A 14,665-nucleotide genomic window follows, 5' to 3' on the forward strand; every position below is an offset into this window, starting at 1 on the left:
GGTCGGCGCGGCGGCTGCGACCGGGCCGGCGCGGGCCCGGCCCTCCGCGCCGTGCACGCCGAGCCGGCCCAGCCGCAACGGCACGCGCACGGTCACCTCGACGACCGCACCCTCGGTGACCCGGCACCCGGTCAGCTCCGCGCCGTTGGCGGCCGCGACCTCGGCGGCCGCGGTGCAGGCCGCCGGATCACCCAGCACCGCGCGCCCGGCGGCGGCCAGGGCGGCGAGATCCGCCGCCGTCGCCGCCCGGTGGCGGGCCACCGTGGCCAGGCCGACCAGCACCGCCCCGGCTGCGACGGTCACCAGGACGGCGCAGAGCACCAGCACCCACACCGTGGCCGAGCCGCGCTCCCTGCTCATCCGGGGGGCTCCGTCCCGGGCTCGCGCTGCGTCACCGCCGCGGCGGTGACGGTGACCCGCCAGGGCAGGGGGCCCAGGGGCCGGACCTCCGCCGTCACGGTCACGCGGACCTCGCTCCCGCTGCCGGTGACCGCCGTGCGGGCACCCGCCGGCGCCGCCCGGCCGGCCCACTCCGCGACGACCGCGACCTCCTCCCCGCGCGACGCGGCCCGGGCCCCCTCCCGGGCCGCGTCGACGCACCGCAGCTGCGCCCCCACGACGGTGACCGCGGCGACGGCCCCGGCGAGCACGAGCAGCAGGACCGGCAGGACCACCGCGGTCTCGGCGGTGACCATCCCGGCCTCCCGGCGCGGGGCCGCTCGACGTGCCACCGCTCAGGAGAGGGTGGCCAGCGCGGCGTCGACCAGCTCGGTGAGCCCGGTGACGATGGAGTCGCCCGAGACCACCCGGTAGAGCACCGCGGCGAAGGCGCAGGCGGCCACGGTGCCGACGGCGTACTCGGCGGTGCTCATGCCGGCCTCCGCACGTGTCTGCAGCCGCGCCCACCGGCGGCGGAGGAGCAGGCCGCGAGGCGGCTCCTCGGCCCCCTCCGGTGACGGGTTGCGGGGAGCGGGCGTGGTTCCGGGCATCGGGCGTCCTCCTCGGTCGGGGCCCCCGGCGGGGCCGTGCCATCGAGCCTCGGGGTTGCGGGCGGCCCGGCCGAGGGGCACGCGACATCTGTGGAGAGCGCCGGAGGATGTGGACGGCGTCAGCCGAAGACGTCGCCGGCGATGCCTAGCACGAGCGGCACCACGCCGAGGCAGACGAACGCCGGCAGGAAGCACAGCCCGAGCGGGGCGAGCACCCACACCCCCGCCCGCTGGACCGCCGCCTGGGCCTGCGCCCGCGCCGCCGTGCGGGTCTCCTCGGCCAGGGCCACCAGCGCCGGCACCGCGGCGGCGCCGGACTCCCCCGCCCGCACCAGCACGCGCGCCAGACCGGCGAGCTCGGCCGGCTGGTCGGCCCAGGCCCGGCGGGGCTCGGCACCCATCCGGTACAGCCCGGCCGCGCCGCGCAGCCGCCGGCCGAGCGGGTCGGGCACCGCACCGGCCACGGCGGCGAGCGCCCCGGCGACCGGCAGCCCCGCGGTCAGGCAGGCGGCGAGCAGCTCGCAGGCCGCCGGCAGCTCGCGCAGCAGGGCCGTGCGCTCGGCGGCGTCCTCGTCCGGGGAGCCGCCGCGCAGCAGCCGCTCCCCCGCGGCGGCGACCACGACGGCGGCGCACGCCCCGGGCACACCGCCCAGCAGCAGGCCCACCGCGACGCCGGCCGCGCCCGCGAGCAGCCAGCGGCGCCGAGCACCCGCCGCCGCGTCGCCGGCGACCGCCGGCGGAGGGCCGGGCCCGGTCACCCGGCGGACCCGCTCGCCGACCACGGCCGAGCCCGGCACCCACACGGCCGCCGCCACGGCGAGCAGCAGCACCGGCAGCGCACCGGTCATCGCGCGCTCCGCCGCAGCAGGCGGCCGGTCCACGCGATGCCGGCCACCTCCAGGAGCACCCCGGCCACCAGCAACCCCTGCCCGGTGCCGGTGCGGGTGAGCACGTGCCACGGGTCGGCGCCGATCCCGGCGCCCATCGCGAGCCCGAGCACCGGCAGCCCGGCCAGCAGCCGGGCGCTGGCCCGGGGCCCGGCGGTGGCCACGAGCAGCTCGCGGCGCCGGCGCAGCCGGGCCCGGAGATCGCTCTCGACCGCGGCGACCACGGCGGCCAGGGAGCAGCCGGTGCGGGTGCTCAGCGCGACGGCGGCCGAGAGCCGGGCGAGCGCGGCGGCGACCCCGTCGGCGCCAGGTGCCTCCGCAGCTCCCGCAGGCACCGGCGCGCGGACGGCCCGCACCAGCGCCGCGGCGCACTGCGGGTCGGGGCAGTCGGCGGCGGCGGCGCGTACCGCCTCGTCCAGCGTGCGGCTCGCCCGCAGCTCCGCCGCGAACGCGGCCAGCGCGTCGGCGAGCACCCCCTGGCGCGCGGCGTCGGCCGCGTCCCTCCGGCGGGCCAGCCGGTCGCGGGCCGCGAGCGCGGCGCAGCCGGCGGCGAGCACCGCGACCAGTGGTGTGCCGAGCAGCGCGCCGGCTCCGCCGGCGACCACCGCGGCGGCGAGCGGCAGCGGTGGCAATCGAGACGGGCTCCCGGTAGCGGCCGGCGTCACCCGAAGCAGCCGGCGGCGGACCACCGCGCGGCCGTCCGGCCAGAGGAGCGCCGCGCCCGCGGCGGCCAGCAGCGCCGCGGTCACGGGCCCGCCAGCAGCCGCCGCAGCGCCTCACCGGCCGGGCACGGCCCGCCGTCGGCCCGCCAGCCCGGCTCCACCACCACGAGCTCACCGTCCCGGCGCAGCAGCCCGATCTCCTCCACCCGGCGTCCCCCGGGCGCCCGGCGCAGGTGCACCACCACGTCGAGCGCGGCCGCGGCCTGGCTGTGCACCGCGGCGCGCCCCAGCCCGGCGGCCACGCCCAGCGCCTCCAGCCGGGCGGGCACCTCGGTCGACCGGTTGGCGTGCAGGGTGCCGCACCCGCCGTCGTGACCGGTGTTCAGCGCGGCCAGCAGGTCGACCACCTCGGGGCCCCGCACCTCCCCGACGACCAGCCGGTCGGGGCGCATGCGCAGCGCCTGCCGGACGAGGTCGCGCAGGCCGACCGCGCCCGCGCCCTCGACGTTCGGCGGCCGGGTGAGCAGGCGGACCACGTGCGGGTGCGGCGGCGTCAGCTCGGCGGCGTCCTCGCACAGCACCAGCCGCTCGGCCGGGTGCACCTCACCCAGCAGCGCGGAGAGCAGGGTCGTCTTCCCCGAGCCGGTGCCCCCGGTGACCAGGAACGCCAGCCGCCGCGCCACGACCGCGCGGACCAGCGCCCCGCTCTCGCCGGGCAGCGCGCCCAGCGCCTCGAGGTCGACCAGCGCCTGCGAGCACCGGCGCAGCACCCGCAGCGACAGGCACGTGCCGCCGCCGGAGACCGGCGGGAGGACCGCGTGCAACCGGGTGCCGCCGGGGAGGCCGACGTCGACCCAGGGGCAGGCGTCGTCGAGTCGCCGCCCGGCCGACGCGGCCAGTCGCACGGCCAGCCGGCGCACCGCGTCGTCGTCGGGGAACCGGATCCCGGCCGCCGGCTCCAGGCCGGCCCCGCGGTCCAGCCAGACCTCCTCGGGCCCGTTGACCAGGACGTCGGTGACCCCGGGCAGGCGCAGCAGCGGCTCCAGCGGGCCGGCGCCGGCCAGTTCGTCCACGGCGTCGCGCGCGGCGAGCAGGACGTCCCGGTCACCCAGGAGCCCCCCGGCCTCGTCGCGCACCAGGGCGGCCACCCCTGCCCGCGAGGGGACACCGTCGGCGACGGCGAGCCGGGCGCGCACCCGGTCCAGCAGCGAGGGCTCGCTCACCGGCCGGCCGCCTCGGGCAGCGCCGCGAGCACCCGCCGGGCGACGGCGGCCAGCGGGGACCGGGGGTGCGCACCGGGGAGCTGGCCGCGCTCGGCGCGGGCGACCGCCCCCCGGTCGTGCGGCAGCTCGGCCAGCACCGGCCGCCCCACCACCTCGGCCACGTCACCGGGCGCCAGCCCGCCGGGCCCGGTGCGCACCACCAGCTGCGCCGGGGACCACGGCGAGCCGTCGGCCGCGACGAGCTCGCGGGCGGCCGTGGCGGCGCGCAGCCGGGCCGGCACCACGAGCAGCGCGAGGTCGGCGTCGGCCAGCACCTCCTGCGGCCCGCGCCCGATGCCGTCGGGGCCGGGGCGCGGCAGGTCCACGACGACCGGGCGCCCGGTGCCGCGGCCGGCGTCCACCACCGCGGTCAGCGCCTCACCGGGCACCGGCGTCGCGCCGCCCCGGTCGGCCGAGACCAGGTGGACGCCGGCGACCTCGGGCAGCGCGGCCAGCAGCGCCTGGCCGGCCACGCCGCCGCGCAGGCCGGTCAGCTCCGGCCAGCGCAGCCCCTGGGCGAGCTCGGCGCCGAGCAGCAGGTCCAGACCGCCGCCCCAGGCGTCGGCGTCGACCAGCACCGCGCCCCCGGGGGCGGCCAGGGCGACCGCGGCGGCCACCGTGCTCGCGCCCGCCCCGCCGCAGGCACCGCCCACCGCGATCAACCCACCCCGTTCGGCCGGCGCCCGGGCGGCGGTGGCGCAGCGGGTGAGCAGCCAGGCCTCGTCCGCCGGGAGCACCGCCACCCGTTCGGCCCCCACCTCGACGGCCACGGCCCACCCGGCGGCGGGCAGCTCCCCGCCGGAGACCACCACCACGCCCGGTCGGCGGGGCAGCCCGCGCAGCGCCCCGCCGCTCAGCTCCTCGGCGCCGACCAGCACCAGCGGCGCCTCGCGGTGCGCGCGGCGCAGCGCCGGGCCGCCGGTGGCCACCTCCGCCTCGGCGCCCGCGGCGGCGACCAGGCGGAGCAGCTCGTCGAGCAGCTCCTCGTCGGTGCTGACGACGAGGGGACGGAGCGGTCGGGACGGCATCGGGGCGGGCACGGGGCGACCCCACCGGACGCCAGGAGGACGGCGCCAGAACGGCGGGGGAATTGTGGATGACCCCATCGGGTGTGGACACCGTGCATCTCGGTGCCCTACCTGCCGATCCAGCTACCGTGACTGACGTGTCCCGCGCCGCGGCGTTCTTCGACCTCGACAAGACGGTCATCGCCAAGTCCAGCACGCTGGCCTTCGGCCGGCCATTCTTCCACGGTGGGCTGATCAACCGGCGCGCCGTGCTGAAGACGGCCTACGCCCAGTTCGTCTTCTCCCTCGCCGGTGCCGACGCCCAGCAGATGGAGCGGCTGCGCGCCCAGCTCACCACGATGGTCACCGGCTGGGACGTGGCCACGGTGCACGAGATCGTCCGGGAGACCCTGCACGAGATCGTCGACCCGCTGGTCTACGCCGAGGCCGCCGACCTCATCGAGGAGCACCGCGCCGCCGGCCGGGAGATCGTCATCGTCTCCAGCAGCGGGGCGGAGATGGTCGAGCCCATCGGCGAGATGCTCGGCGTCGACCGCGTCGTCGCCACCCGGATGGTCGTCGAGGACGGCCGGTACACCGGCGAGATCGAGTTCTACGCGTACGGCGAGCACAAGGCCGAGGCGATCCGCCGGCTGGCCGCCGAGGGCGGGTTCGACCTGGCCGACTGCTACGCCTACAGCGACTCGATCACCGACCTGCCGATGCTCTCGGTCGTGGGGCACCCCACCGCCGTCAACCCCGACCGCGGGCTGCGCAAGGCCGCGCTGCAGCACGGCTGGCCGGTGCTGCGGTTCGAGCGCCCGGTGAGCATGCGCTCCCGCTTCTCGGTGCCGCCGGCGCCGGTGGTCACCGGCGCCGCCATGGGCGTCGGCGCCGCCGTCGTCGGGCTGGCCTGGTACGCCCGGCACCGGGCGCTGCGCGCCGGGCTGCCGGCTCCCGGCCCGGCGCCGCGGCGGCGTCGCCGCGGCGCCTGACGCTCAGCGACCGAACCGCTCCCGGAGCCCGTCGACGAGGGTGCGCACGCCGGACACCGGGGTGAACGCGCGCGCGGCCGCGGTCAGCGCCGCCACCTCGTCGTCGGCCAGCTCCAGCTGGTCGGCGGCTGCGTTGAACTCCAGCTGCTCGACGCTCGAGGCGCCGGGGATCACCACCACGCGCGGCTGCGCGACGAGCCACGCCAGCGCGACCTGGGCGGGGGTCGCGTCGTGCGCGTCGGACACCTCGCGCAGCACGTCGAGCAGCGGCTCGACCCGGCGCAGGTTCTCGGTGCCGAACAGGGGGTTGGCCGCGCGTACGCCCCCGGGCCGGTGGTCGGCCGAGTACTTCCCGCCGAGGAGGCCCTGGGCCAGCGGGCTGTAGGCGATGACCAGCCGGTCCTCGCGCTCGGCGAAGGGCACCAGGTCCGCCAGCGGACCGGCGTGCGCCAGCGAGAACTGCACCTGGTTGGCGATCACCGGCGCACCGAGCGCCGCGTCGGCGGCCCGCCAGCGGTCCAGCGAGTAGTTGGAGACGCCGACGGCGCCGATCCGCCCCTCGTCGAGCAGCGCCCGCAGGCCCGGCATGGTCACCGTGTCGGGCACCACCGGGTTGGGCTGGTGCACCTGGTAGAGAGGGATGCGGTCCAGGCCCAGGCGGCGGGCGCTGCCTCTCCAGCGCTGCCGCACCACCCGGGGGAACGGCGCCACCGGGAAGATCTTGCTGGCGACGACGACCTGGTCCCGCTCCTCCCCCAGCGCCTCGCCGAGGATCCGCTCGCTCCGCCCGAAGCCGTAGATCTCGGCGGTGTCGAACAGGGTGATGCCGAGTTCGCGTGCCCGCCGCACGATGTCGCGGGCGGCCCGGTCGGCGTAGGTGTCGCCGTACCCCCACTCGCGGGACCCGAACTGCCAGGTGCCCAGACCGATGCGGCTGACGGGGCCCAGCCCCGGGACGTCGAGAGTGCGCATGCCCCCAGTCTCAGCCGCGGAGCAGGCTCTCGCAGATGGCCAGGCCTTCCAAGGCCCCGTGCTCGGTGGCGCGGCAGCAGTGCACGAGCCACGCGGCCACGCCCTCGGGGGTGCCCGTCACGTAGCCGGCGAGCGCCTCGGCGTAGGCCTCCCGGCCCAGCTCGGTGAAGCCCACCTCGGGTACCGACACCGCCTTGGGGTCCAGCCCCCGGGCGATGCCGGTCAGCCGGGCGGCCCCCCGGGCGACGACGCCGTCGGCGACGCCGAAGGGGGCGAGGGCGGCCAGCTCGCCGTGCACGAGGGCAGCCACGAGGACGGCGGGCACGGTCGTGGTGCCGGTGGCCAGGGAGAACAGGCCCGCCAGCCGGGGGCCGGCGTGCGCGGCGGGCCGGCCGAGGTCGGCCCGGTCGGCGAGATCGGCGGCGGCCAGCACGTGCAGGCGGGCGATGACCTGCCCGGGCGCCCGCGGCCAGGTCTCGACCATCGAGCCGAGCGCCGCCGAGACCCGCAGCGCGCCCTGCACCACCGGGTCGTCCACCCCGCCGGCCCGCAGCTCGGCGAGCGGCACGTCGACGCCCGCCAGCGCCGCGGATGCGCGCGCCCCGCGCAGCGCCGACTCGGTGCTCACGCCCGCGGACTCCCGGCGCAGCACCTTGTGCCTCAGCAGCCGGTCGATCCCGGCACGGGCCGCGTCGGCGGCGTCGCGCACGCCCGGCAGGTCGAGGAGGGGCGCCAGGGGGTCCGGGTCACCCGGACGGGCTGCGGGACGGGCCGCGCCGGGGCGGACGGGGATGCTCACGGCCACGACGGTACGAGGCGCGGCGTGCGGGCCCGCGAACCCCTGCCCTACGCTGCCTCCTTGCCATGGCCCGACCCGTCACCCTGCTGCTCGTGCGCCACGGGCAGAGCGAGTGGAACGCCGCCGGCCGCATGCAGGGGCAGGTGGCCCACGTGCCCCTGACGCCGCTGGGCCACACGCAGGCCGAGGCGGCCGCCGCCGAGCTCGCCGGCCTGCGGCCGGGCGCGCTGCTCTCCAGCGACCTGCTCCGCGCCGTGCAGACCGCCGAGTACTGCGCCCGCGCCACGGGGCTGCCCTTCAGCACCACCCCGGCGCTGCGCGAGCAGGGCTACGGCGTCCTGGAGGGCCGGCCGTCCCGGGAGCTGTGGGACGTCGTCGACTGGTCCGACGCCCACTGGTCCGCCGAGGGCGGCGAGAGCCTGGCCGAGCTGCACGCGCGGGTGGCGGCCTACCTCACGCAGCTGTGCGCCGAGCCCCCGGCCGACGTGGTCGCGCTGGTGACCCACGGGGACACGATCCGCGCGGTGCAGGCCGTGGCGGCCGGGCTGGGGCCCGACGCGATGCCCGCGATCACCCCGCACAACGGCTCGGTGACCCGGCTGGAGATCTGCGAGTGAGGACGGCCCGGCCGCGCGGCCGGGCCGTCGTCCCCGCTCAGCGACGGCGGAGGAATCCCTGCACGAGGCGCCCGATGCCACCGCCGGAGGAGGCCGAGCGGCCACGCCCGGTGCCTCTGCTCGCCGACGTCCTGCGGCCCATGCCGCGGCCGCCCCGCGTCGCGCTCTGCGCCGTTCCCATCAGCTTCCCGAGGATGCTCATGCAGGACCCGGTGCCCGCCGCCGACCGGCCCGATGCGGCCGACGGCGACGCGCCGGCCCGACGCGGCGTGGCGTCACGCCCTGCACGCCGAACGGCACGGTCGCGTCAGGCAGCGAGCTCCACCAGGTCGACCACGAAGACCAGCGTCGAGCCGCCCGGGATGGGTCCGCGGTCCTGCTCGCCGTAGCCCAGCTCGCTGGGGATGACGATGACCCGCCGGCCACCGACATGCATGCCGGTGATCCCCTGGTCGAAGCCCGGGATCACCTGGCCCGCGCCCAGGGTGACCGGCAGCGTCTCGTCCGCTCCGCGGCTCCAGGAGGAGTCGAACTCCTCGCCGGTCTCGTAGAACGCGCCCACGTACTTCACCGCGACGGCGGTGCCCTCGGTGGCCTCCACCCCTTGCCCGACCACCACGTCCTCGACGGCGAGCTCGGTCGGCGCGGGCGCGTCCGAGGCGGGCACGTCAGGCGCCTGCGTGAGGTCGGTGGTGATCTCCTCGGCGATCACCACCGCGGGGTCGCCGGTCGACGAGCCGGTCCCGTCGTCCCCGCCGCAGGCGGTCAGGACGGCGGCGAGGGCCAGGGCGAGCAGGGTGCCGGGAACGGTGCGGCGGGGCATGAGGACTCCTGGACGAGCGGCGGCTCGGATCGGGACCGGGACGGCGCTGCCCGGGCGGACGGGGGCCACGACGGCCCCGCGGTCATCGTCCCAGAACGCCCGGTCCGCCCCGGGGCGCGGTCAGGCGGCGCCGAAGGCGTCGGCCACCCGGTGGTGCACGGCCGCCTCGTCCCGCCGGCTCTGCCGCTCCAGCGTGCGCGCCAGGGCCCGGCGGGCCCAGCCGTTGCTCGGCGCCAGCTCCACCAGGCGGGCGAGCGCCTCCTCGGCCGACCGCAGCTGCGCCGAGCCGTAGTAGGCCCGCGCCAGCAGCTCCAGCGCCGCCTCGTTGCGCGGCTCGGCGTCGACGACCGGCCGCAGGATGCGGACGGCCGCGTCGGCCTGCCCCATGTTCAGCAGGAGGTCGGCGCGGAGGAACTCCGAGTGCAGGTCGAACTCGCTCGGCTGACGCATGCTCCCGCCAACGCGCCCGCACGGCGGCAGCTTCCCGCGGGGCTCAGCCCTCCGGTTCGGGGAAGCGGGCGCCCGCGGCCAGCTCGCTGCCGTCGGCGACCCGCGCCGCCCGGCCCACCAGGGTGATCTCGCCGTCCCCGCCGATCGACGCCCCCCGCCCGACGTCGACGCCGTCGTCGAGCACCGACCGGGTCACCGTCGCCCCCGAGCGCACCCGGACACCGGGGAGGAGCACCGAGTCGACGACGGTGGCCCCGGCCTCGATCACCACGCCCGGCGAGAGGACCGAGCCGCGGACCTCCCCGCCGACGCGGGTGCCGCCGGAGATCAGGCTGTCCTCGACGTGCGCCTCGCTGAGCACCCGCGCGGCGCTGTGCCGCCCACCGCGGGTGTGCACCGGCCACCGCGGCGCGTCGAGGTCCAGCGGCGGCTCCGCGGCGATGAACTCCCGGTGCGCCTCCCAGTAGGCCGGGATGGTGCCGACGTCGCGCCAGTAGCCCTGGAGGGGGAAGGCGCGTGCCAGCCCGTCGGCCGTCATCGCCGGCAGCAGGTGGGTGCCGAGGTCCTCCAGCCCCTCCTCCCCGACCTGGTCGCTCAGCGCCTCCAGCCGGTCCAGCGTGGGGGCCGGGGAGAAGACGAACACCTCGTTGGTCGCCGTCGTCGTCGCCGGCTCGTCGGGCTTGTACGCGTACCCGCTCACCCGGTCGCCCTCCCCTACCTCGACGATCCCGTAGCGCGACGCGTCGTCCGGGGCCACCTCGGTGGTCACCATCGTCACCTCCGCACCGGAGCCCAGGTGCGCCTCGGCCACCTCGCGGTAGTCGAGCTTGTAGACGGCGTCGGCGCTGACGACGACCAGCGCGTCCGCGTCGAAGTCCCGGATCAGGTCGGCGTGCCGCCACAGGGAGTCCGCGGTGCCGGTGTTCCACCCGCCGCGCTCGGTGCCCTTGTACGGGGGAAGGGTGAGCAGCCCGCCGGCCGTCCGGTCGAGGTCCCAGGGGCGGCCGTTGGACAGGTGGTCGTGCAGCGACGTGGGGTGGAACTGGATGGACACCCAGACGTCGGGGATCTGCGAGTTCTGGCAGTTGCTCAGCGGGAAGTCGATGAGCCGGTAGACCCCGGCGAAGGGCACGGCCGGCTTCGCCCGCCGTTCCGTCAGCAGCTCGAGGCGGCCTCCGGCGCCGCCGGCCAGCACGAGGACGAGGATTCGCGGGAGCGCCATGGCGGCTGGCTACCCCGCCGCGGGCACACCCACCCGCGGGCGTGCCCGGCGACTACGGGCGGCGCACCGACTCGAGGAAGCCGCGCACCCGCTCCTCCAGCTCCCAGGACCGCTCGGCGACGACCTCGTCGGGGTCGCGCTCCTGCAGCCACGGCGGGATCTCGGTCCGCACCCGCGCGGAGCACCGCAGGTCCGCGCAGATGTAGGTGCCCACGGTGTTGCCGTTGCGCCCGGCGTCGCCGGTGCGCCGGGCGGTGAACAGGGAGACGCCGTCGCCCGGCTGCGCGGTCTGGCAGAGCAGGCACATCGCCGTCGTCCGGCTGGACATGCGGCTCTCGGCGGCCCGGACGGCGATCCCGACGGTCTCGTCGTCGACCTGCGCCACCAGGTACCCGCGCAGCGGCGCCTTCGGGTCGCGCCAGCCGAGCACGACCTGCTCGCTCCAGTCCAGCTCGCCGAAGTCCCTGGGCAGGGTGAGGGTCTTCGCCTCGCCGCGTGAGCAGTTGACGAACGAGCGCCGGATCTCGGCCTCGGTCAGGGGTGTCACCGGTGGTGCCTCGTCTCGTGGTGGTGCGGGTGCCGACGGACGATCATCGGTCATCCGCCCGGCGGGCTCACCCGGTTTTCCGCACCGCGGTCAGGCGGGGAGCTCACCACCGGGACCGGCCGCCTCGGCCAGCAGCCGTTCCCGATGCTCCGCCGGGAGCCGGTCGACGTACACGGTGCCGTCGAGGTGGTCGACCTCGTGCTGCAGGCAGCGGGCGGCCATGCCGGTCGCCTCGATGGCCATCGGGTCGCCGTGCAGGTCGACGCCGTCGACCCGCGCCCGGAAGGCGCGCGGCAGCTCGGCGTAGGGGCCGGGCACCGACAGGCAGCCCTCCTCGGTGATCTCCTCGGCCGGCTCGTCCCCGACCGGCTGGAGGACGGTCAGGGCGGGGTTGACGACGTAGCCCACGACGTCCTCCCCGTCGGCGTCCGGGCAGTCGATGACGAAGACCCGCGCGTCCACGCCGATCTGGTTGGCGGCCAGCCCGACACCGTCGGCGGCCTCCATGCTGGCGAACATGTCGAGCACCAGCCGCCGCAGCGCGTCGTCGAAGACGGTCACCTCGGTGCACCTGCGGTGCAGCACCGGGTTGCTGCCGTAGGTGACGATCGGCCGGGCGACGCCGTCGTAACGGCCGAACAGGCGCATGCGGCGATCCTAGGGAGGACCACCGCGGGCGGGCGCCCGCCGGGGCCTTGGCACGATGGCGCGGTGCGCCCCAGCCCCGATGCCGCGACCGCGCTGGGGCTGGCGCTCGGCGCGCTGGCCGACCTCGCGCTCGCCGATCCGCGGCGGGGGCATCCGGTGGCCGGTTTCGGGCGCGCCGCCGCCGCGCTGGAGCGCCGGGTGTGGCGGGACTCCCGCGCCGCGGGTGCCGGCCACTGGGCCGTGCTCGTGGGCGGCGCCACCGCGCTCGGGGTGGCGGCCGATCGCGTCACCCGCTCCCGCCCGGCGCTGCGCACGGCGGCGACGGCGGCCGCGACGTGGACGGTGCTGGGCGGCACGTCGCTGGCCCGGGTGGCCGGGCGGATGCACGTGGCCCTGGCAGCCGACGACCTCCCCACCGCCCGGGCCACGCTGCCCGGCCTGGCCGGGCGCGACCCGAGCGGGCTGGCGGCGGCGGAGCTCGCGCGTGCGACGGTGGAGTCGGTGGCGGAGAACACCTCCGACGCCGCCGTCGCCCCGCTGTTCTGGGGTGCGGTGGCCGGGCTGCCGGGGTTGCTGGGCTACCGGGCGGTGAACACCCTCGACGCGATGGTGGGCCACCGGTCGGCGCGGTACGGCCGCTTCGGCTGGGCCGCCGCCCGGGCCGACGACGTCGCCAACTGGGCGCCCGCCCGGCTGACCGCGGCCCTGACGGTCGGGTGCGCCCCCCTGGTGGGCGGGTCCGCGGCCGGAGCGCTGCGCGTCTGGCGCCGCGACGGCGCCGCGCACCCCAGCCCCAACTCGGGGCGCTGCGAGGCCTCGCTCGCCGGCGCCCTCGGCCTGCGGCTGGGCGGGCGCAACGTCTACGGCAGCCGGGTGGAGGACCGGCCGGCGCTGGGCGACGGCCGGCCGCCGGGAACCGCGGACATCTCCCGGGCCGTGACCCTCTCCCGCGCGGTGTGGACCGCGGCGGCGGTCGCGGCGGTGCTGGCGCGCCGGCTCCGCGGCTGACGGCGCCGGTGCGCGACGTCACGCGGGCGTGGCGGCACCGGGAAGCCGGCCGGGTCGACCCGGGGATGGCTGGCCGGCGGGTCCCCCGGCCCGCGGCCACCCCGCACCGTGACGAGGAGCGTGGACACCGACAGGTACCCCAGCCCCAGGAGAACGAGCACCATCGCGACGACACCACCTGCATCCATGCCGAGCACAGTGGCACGGTCGTTGCTGGCACATTCCAGGCCAATCCGGCATGGTGGCCCGCATGCCACCCGGAGCAGAGAAGTCCACCGGCGCTCGCGAGCTCGCCACTCTCATCGGGCCGCCCGACGGGTTGCCCGCTCCGCGGTACGCCGGGGTCGCCCGGCGGGTCCGGGAGCTGCTGACCGCCGGCTCGCTGCCCGTCGGCACCCGGCTCCCCGCCGAACGGGAGCTCGCCGCCGAGCTGGACGTCAGCCGCGTCACCGTGGCGTCGGCCTACCGGGTGCTCCGCGAGGAGGGGTTCGCCCGGACCCGGCACGGATCGGGCACCGTGACCGCGCTCCCCGACGTCCGGACCGGCTGGTCGCCGCCGAGAACCACCCCCGGGGTGCTCGACCTGGCGCACGCCGCACCGGAGGCGGCCCCCCAGCTGCTGCCGGCCTACGAGCGGGCGTTCGGCGAGCTGCCGGCGCACCTGCCCGCCCACGGCTACGCGCCCAGCGGGCTGCCCGGCCTGCGCGCGGCGGTCGCCGGGTGGTTCACCTCCCGCGGGCTGGCCACCGACGCCGACCAGGTGGTGATCACCGCGGGCGTCGGCGATGCGGCCGCGCTCGTCCTGGGGACGCTGCTGGAGCCCGGCGACCGGGTGCTCGTCGAGCACCCGACGTACCCCGGCGCGGTGGGCCTGGTCGCGGCGGCCGGCGGGCGCTGCGTGCCCGCGGTGGTCGATCCGGCCGAGCCCGACGCGCTGGTCGGGACGGCCCAGCTGGTCGCCCGGCAGAGCAGCCCCCGGCTGGCCTACCTGATGCCCGACTGCCACAACCCCACCGGCGCCGGGCTGTCGGCGACCGGGCGCCGGCGGCTGGCCGCCACGCTCTGGCAGCACGGGATCGTGACCCTGGTCGACGAGGTGGCCACGGGCCTGCAGCTGGACGGCCCGGCCGCGCCGCCGTACGCCGCCGGGGTCCCCGACGCCGCGGTGGTGACCGTCGGCGGCCTCTCCAAGGCGGTGTGGGGCGGCCTGCGCATCGGCTGGCTGCGGACGGAGGCGAGCCTCGCCGCCCGGCTGGGCGAGGCGCTGGCCAGGCGGCAGCTGTCGGTCGGGGTGCTCGACCAGCTGGCCGCCACCGTCCTGGTGCAGCAGCTCGACGAGGTCCTCGGGCACCGGCGGGTGCAGCTCCGGGAGCGGCGCGACGTCCTCCTGGCCGAGCTGGCCCGGCAGCTGCCCGACTGGAGCGCGCCGGTGCCCGCCGGCGGCCTCTCCGCCTGGTGCCGGCTGCCGCCCGGGACCAGCTCCGCCGAGCTGACCTCAGCCGCCGCCGAGCTCGGGCTGCTGCTCGCCGAGGGGCGGGCGTTCGGCACCGGTCACGCCTTCGACGACCACCTCCGCCTGCCCTTCACCCTGCCCCCGGAGCGGCTGCGGGCCGCCGTCGGCGTGCTGGCCCGGCTCGACTCGGCGGTGCGCCGCACCAGCCCCGCCGCCTCGCCACCGCGCCCGCTCACCGTGGTCTGAGGCGCGTGCCGGTGCGGGGAGCGCCGCGTCGACGTACGGTCCTGGCATCGGGAGGCCCGGCCCGTCGGAGCCGGGGCG

General features: G+C 78.2%; 17 protein-coding genes and 1 pseudogene. 4 read left to right on the forward strand and 14 right to left on the reverse strand.

Features of this window, described 5'->3' with window-relative positions; all coding sequences use genetic code 11:
- Window positions 1-33 precede the first annotated feature (33 nt).
- The 7 genes and pseudogenes from ACI79Q_RS02320 to ssd all read right to left on the reverse strand — a co-directional run.
- Window positions 34-360, reverse strand: a pseudogene (locus ACI79Q_RS02320) (Rv3654c family TadE-like protein); the annotation flags it as partial.
- Window positions 357-731 (reverse strand): TadE family type IV pilus minor pilin, encoded by a 375-nt coding sequence (locus ACI79Q_RS02325; protein WP_456588159.1) that lies wholly within the window; start codon window positions 729-731, stop codon window positions 357-359. The pseudogene ACI79Q_RS02320 and the gene ACI79Q_RS02325, both read right to left, overlap by 4 nt.
- A 3-nt stretch (window positions 732-734) precedes the next feature.
- A complete protein-coding gene (locus tag ACI79Q_RS02330; RefSeq protein WP_456588160.1) occupies window positions 735-989 on the reverse strand; it encodes a DUF4244 domain-containing protein in 255 nt (84 codons plus the stop codon).
- Between the two features lie 119 nt (window positions 990-1,108).
- Window positions 1,109-1,837 (reverse strand): type II secretion system F family protein, encoded by a 729-nt coding sequence (locus ACI79Q_RS02335; protein ID WP_456588161.1) that lies wholly within the window; start codon window positions 1,835-1,837, stop codon window positions 1,109-1,111.
- Window positions 1,834-2,625, reverse strand: a complete 792-nt coding sequence (locus tag ACI79Q_RS02340; RefSeq protein ID WP_456614073.1) for a type II secretion system F family protein — start codon at window positions 2,623-2,625, stop codon at window positions 1,834-1,836. Before ACI79Q_RS02340 ends, ACI79Q_RS02335 begins: the two co-directional genes overlap by 4 nt.
- Entirely contained in the window at window positions 2,622-3,761 is a 1,140-nt protein-coding gene (locus ACI79Q_RS02345; RefSeq protein WP_456612568.1) for a TadA family conjugal transfer-associated ATPase, read from the reverse strand. Before ACI79Q_RS02345 ends, ACI79Q_RS02340 begins: the two co-directional genes overlap by 4 nt.
- Window positions 3,758-4,840 (reverse strand): septum site-determining protein Ssd, encoded by a 1,083-nt coding sequence (ssd, locus tag ACI79Q_RS02350; RefSeq protein WP_456612567.1) that lies wholly within the window; start codon window positions 4,838-4,840, stop codon window positions 3,758-3,760. The genes ACI79Q_RS02345 and ssd overlap by 4 nt, the downstream gene beginning before the upstream one ends.
- Before the next feature lie 125 nt (window positions 4,841-4,965).
- Here ssd and ACI79Q_RS02355 point away from each other — a divergent pair, with 125 nt between their 5' ends.
- A complete protein-coding gene (locus tag ACI79Q_RS02355; RefSeq protein ID WP_456588165.1) occupies window positions 4,966-5,802 on the forward strand; it encodes an HAD family hydrolase in 837 nt (278 codons plus the stop codon).
- A gap of 3 nt (window positions 5,803-5,805) precedes the next feature.
- On the opposite strand, the gene ACI79Q_RS02360 is transcribed toward ACI79Q_RS02355, so the two are convergent.
- Window positions 5,806-6,774: an aldo/keto reductase gene (locus ACI79Q_RS02360; RefSeq protein ID WP_456614074.1), complete on the reverse strand. Its 969-nt coding sequence runs from the start codon at window positions 6,772-6,774 to the stop codon at window positions 5,806-5,808.
- A 10-nt stretch (window positions 6,775-6,784) separates the two neighbouring features.
- Window positions 6,785-7,573 (reverse strand): oxidoreductase, encoded by a 789-nt coding sequence (locus tag ACI79Q_RS02365; protein ID WP_456588167.1) that lies wholly within the window; start codon window positions 7,571-7,573, stop codon window positions 6,785-6,787.
- A 65-nt stretch (window positions 7,574-7,638) separates the two neighbouring features.
- Here ACI79Q_RS02365 and ACI79Q_RS02370 point away from each other — a divergent pair, with 65 nt between their 5' ends.
- Window positions 7,639-8,190 (forward strand): histidine phosphatase family protein, encoded by a 552-nt coding sequence (locus ACI79Q_RS02370; RefSeq protein WP_456588168.1) that lies wholly within the window; start codon window positions 7,639-7,641, stop codon window positions 8,188-8,190.
- Window positions 8,191-8,497: 307 nt separating this feature from the next.
- Here ACI79Q_RS02370 and ACI79Q_RS02375 read toward each other — a convergent pair whose 3' ends face one another.
- From ACI79Q_RS02375 to def, 5 genes are all read right to left on the reverse strand, one after another.
- Window positions 8,498-9,013 (reverse strand): FKBP-type peptidyl-prolyl cis-trans isomerase, encoded by a 516-nt coding sequence (locus tag ACI79Q_RS02375; RefSeq protein ID WP_456612565.1) that lies wholly within the window; start codon window positions 9,011-9,013, stop codon window positions 8,498-8,500.
- 120 nt (window positions 9,014-9,133) lie between these two features.
- Window positions 9,134-9,463: a tetratricopeptide repeat protein gene (locus tag ACI79Q_RS02380; protein WP_456588170.1), complete on the reverse strand. Its 330-nt coding sequence runs from the start codon at window positions 9,461-9,463 to the stop codon at window positions 9,134-9,136.
- Between the two features lie 43 nt (window positions 9,464-9,506).
- Window positions 9,507-10,685: a glucose-1-phosphate adenylyltransferase family protein gene (locus ACI79Q_RS02385; protein WP_456588171.1), complete on the reverse strand. Its 1,179-nt coding sequence runs from the start codon at window positions 10,683-10,685 to the stop codon at window positions 9,507-9,509.
- A gap of 52 nt (window positions 10,686-10,737) precedes the next feature.
- Window positions 10,738-11,232 (reverse strand): FBP domain-containing protein, encoded by a 495-nt coding sequence (locus ACI79Q_RS02390; protein WP_456588172.1) that lies wholly within the window; start codon window positions 11,230-11,232, stop codon window positions 10,738-10,740.
- 90 nt (window positions 11,233-11,322) lie between these two features.
- The gene (def, locus tag ACI79Q_RS02395; protein ID WP_456588173.1) at window positions 11,323-11,880 is read right to left on the reverse strand and encodes a peptide deformylase; all 558 of its coding nucleotides are present in this window, start codon (window positions 11,878-11,880) and stop codon (window positions 11,323-11,325) included.
- A 63-nt stretch (window positions 11,881-11,943) separates the two neighbouring features.
- Here def and ACI79Q_RS02400 point away from each other — a divergent pair, with 63 nt between their 5' ends.
- Window positions 11,944-12,888, forward strand: a complete 945-nt coding sequence (locus tag ACI79Q_RS02400; protein WP_456588174.1) for a cobalamin biosynthesis protein — start codon at window positions 11,944-11,946, stop codon at window positions 12,886-12,888.
- A gap of 250 nt (window positions 12,889-13,138) precedes the next feature.
- Complete coding sequence (gene yczR / locus ACI79Q_RS02405; RefSeq protein WP_456612563.1) at window positions 13,139-14,587, forward strand: MocR-like transcription factor YczR; 1,449 nt, start codon at window positions 13,139-13,141, stop codon at window positions 14,585-14,587.
- Window positions 14,588-14,665: the final 78 nt, after the last annotated feature.

The sequence above is a fragment of the Blastococcus sp. SYSU DS0828 genome, from assembly GCF_054050975.1.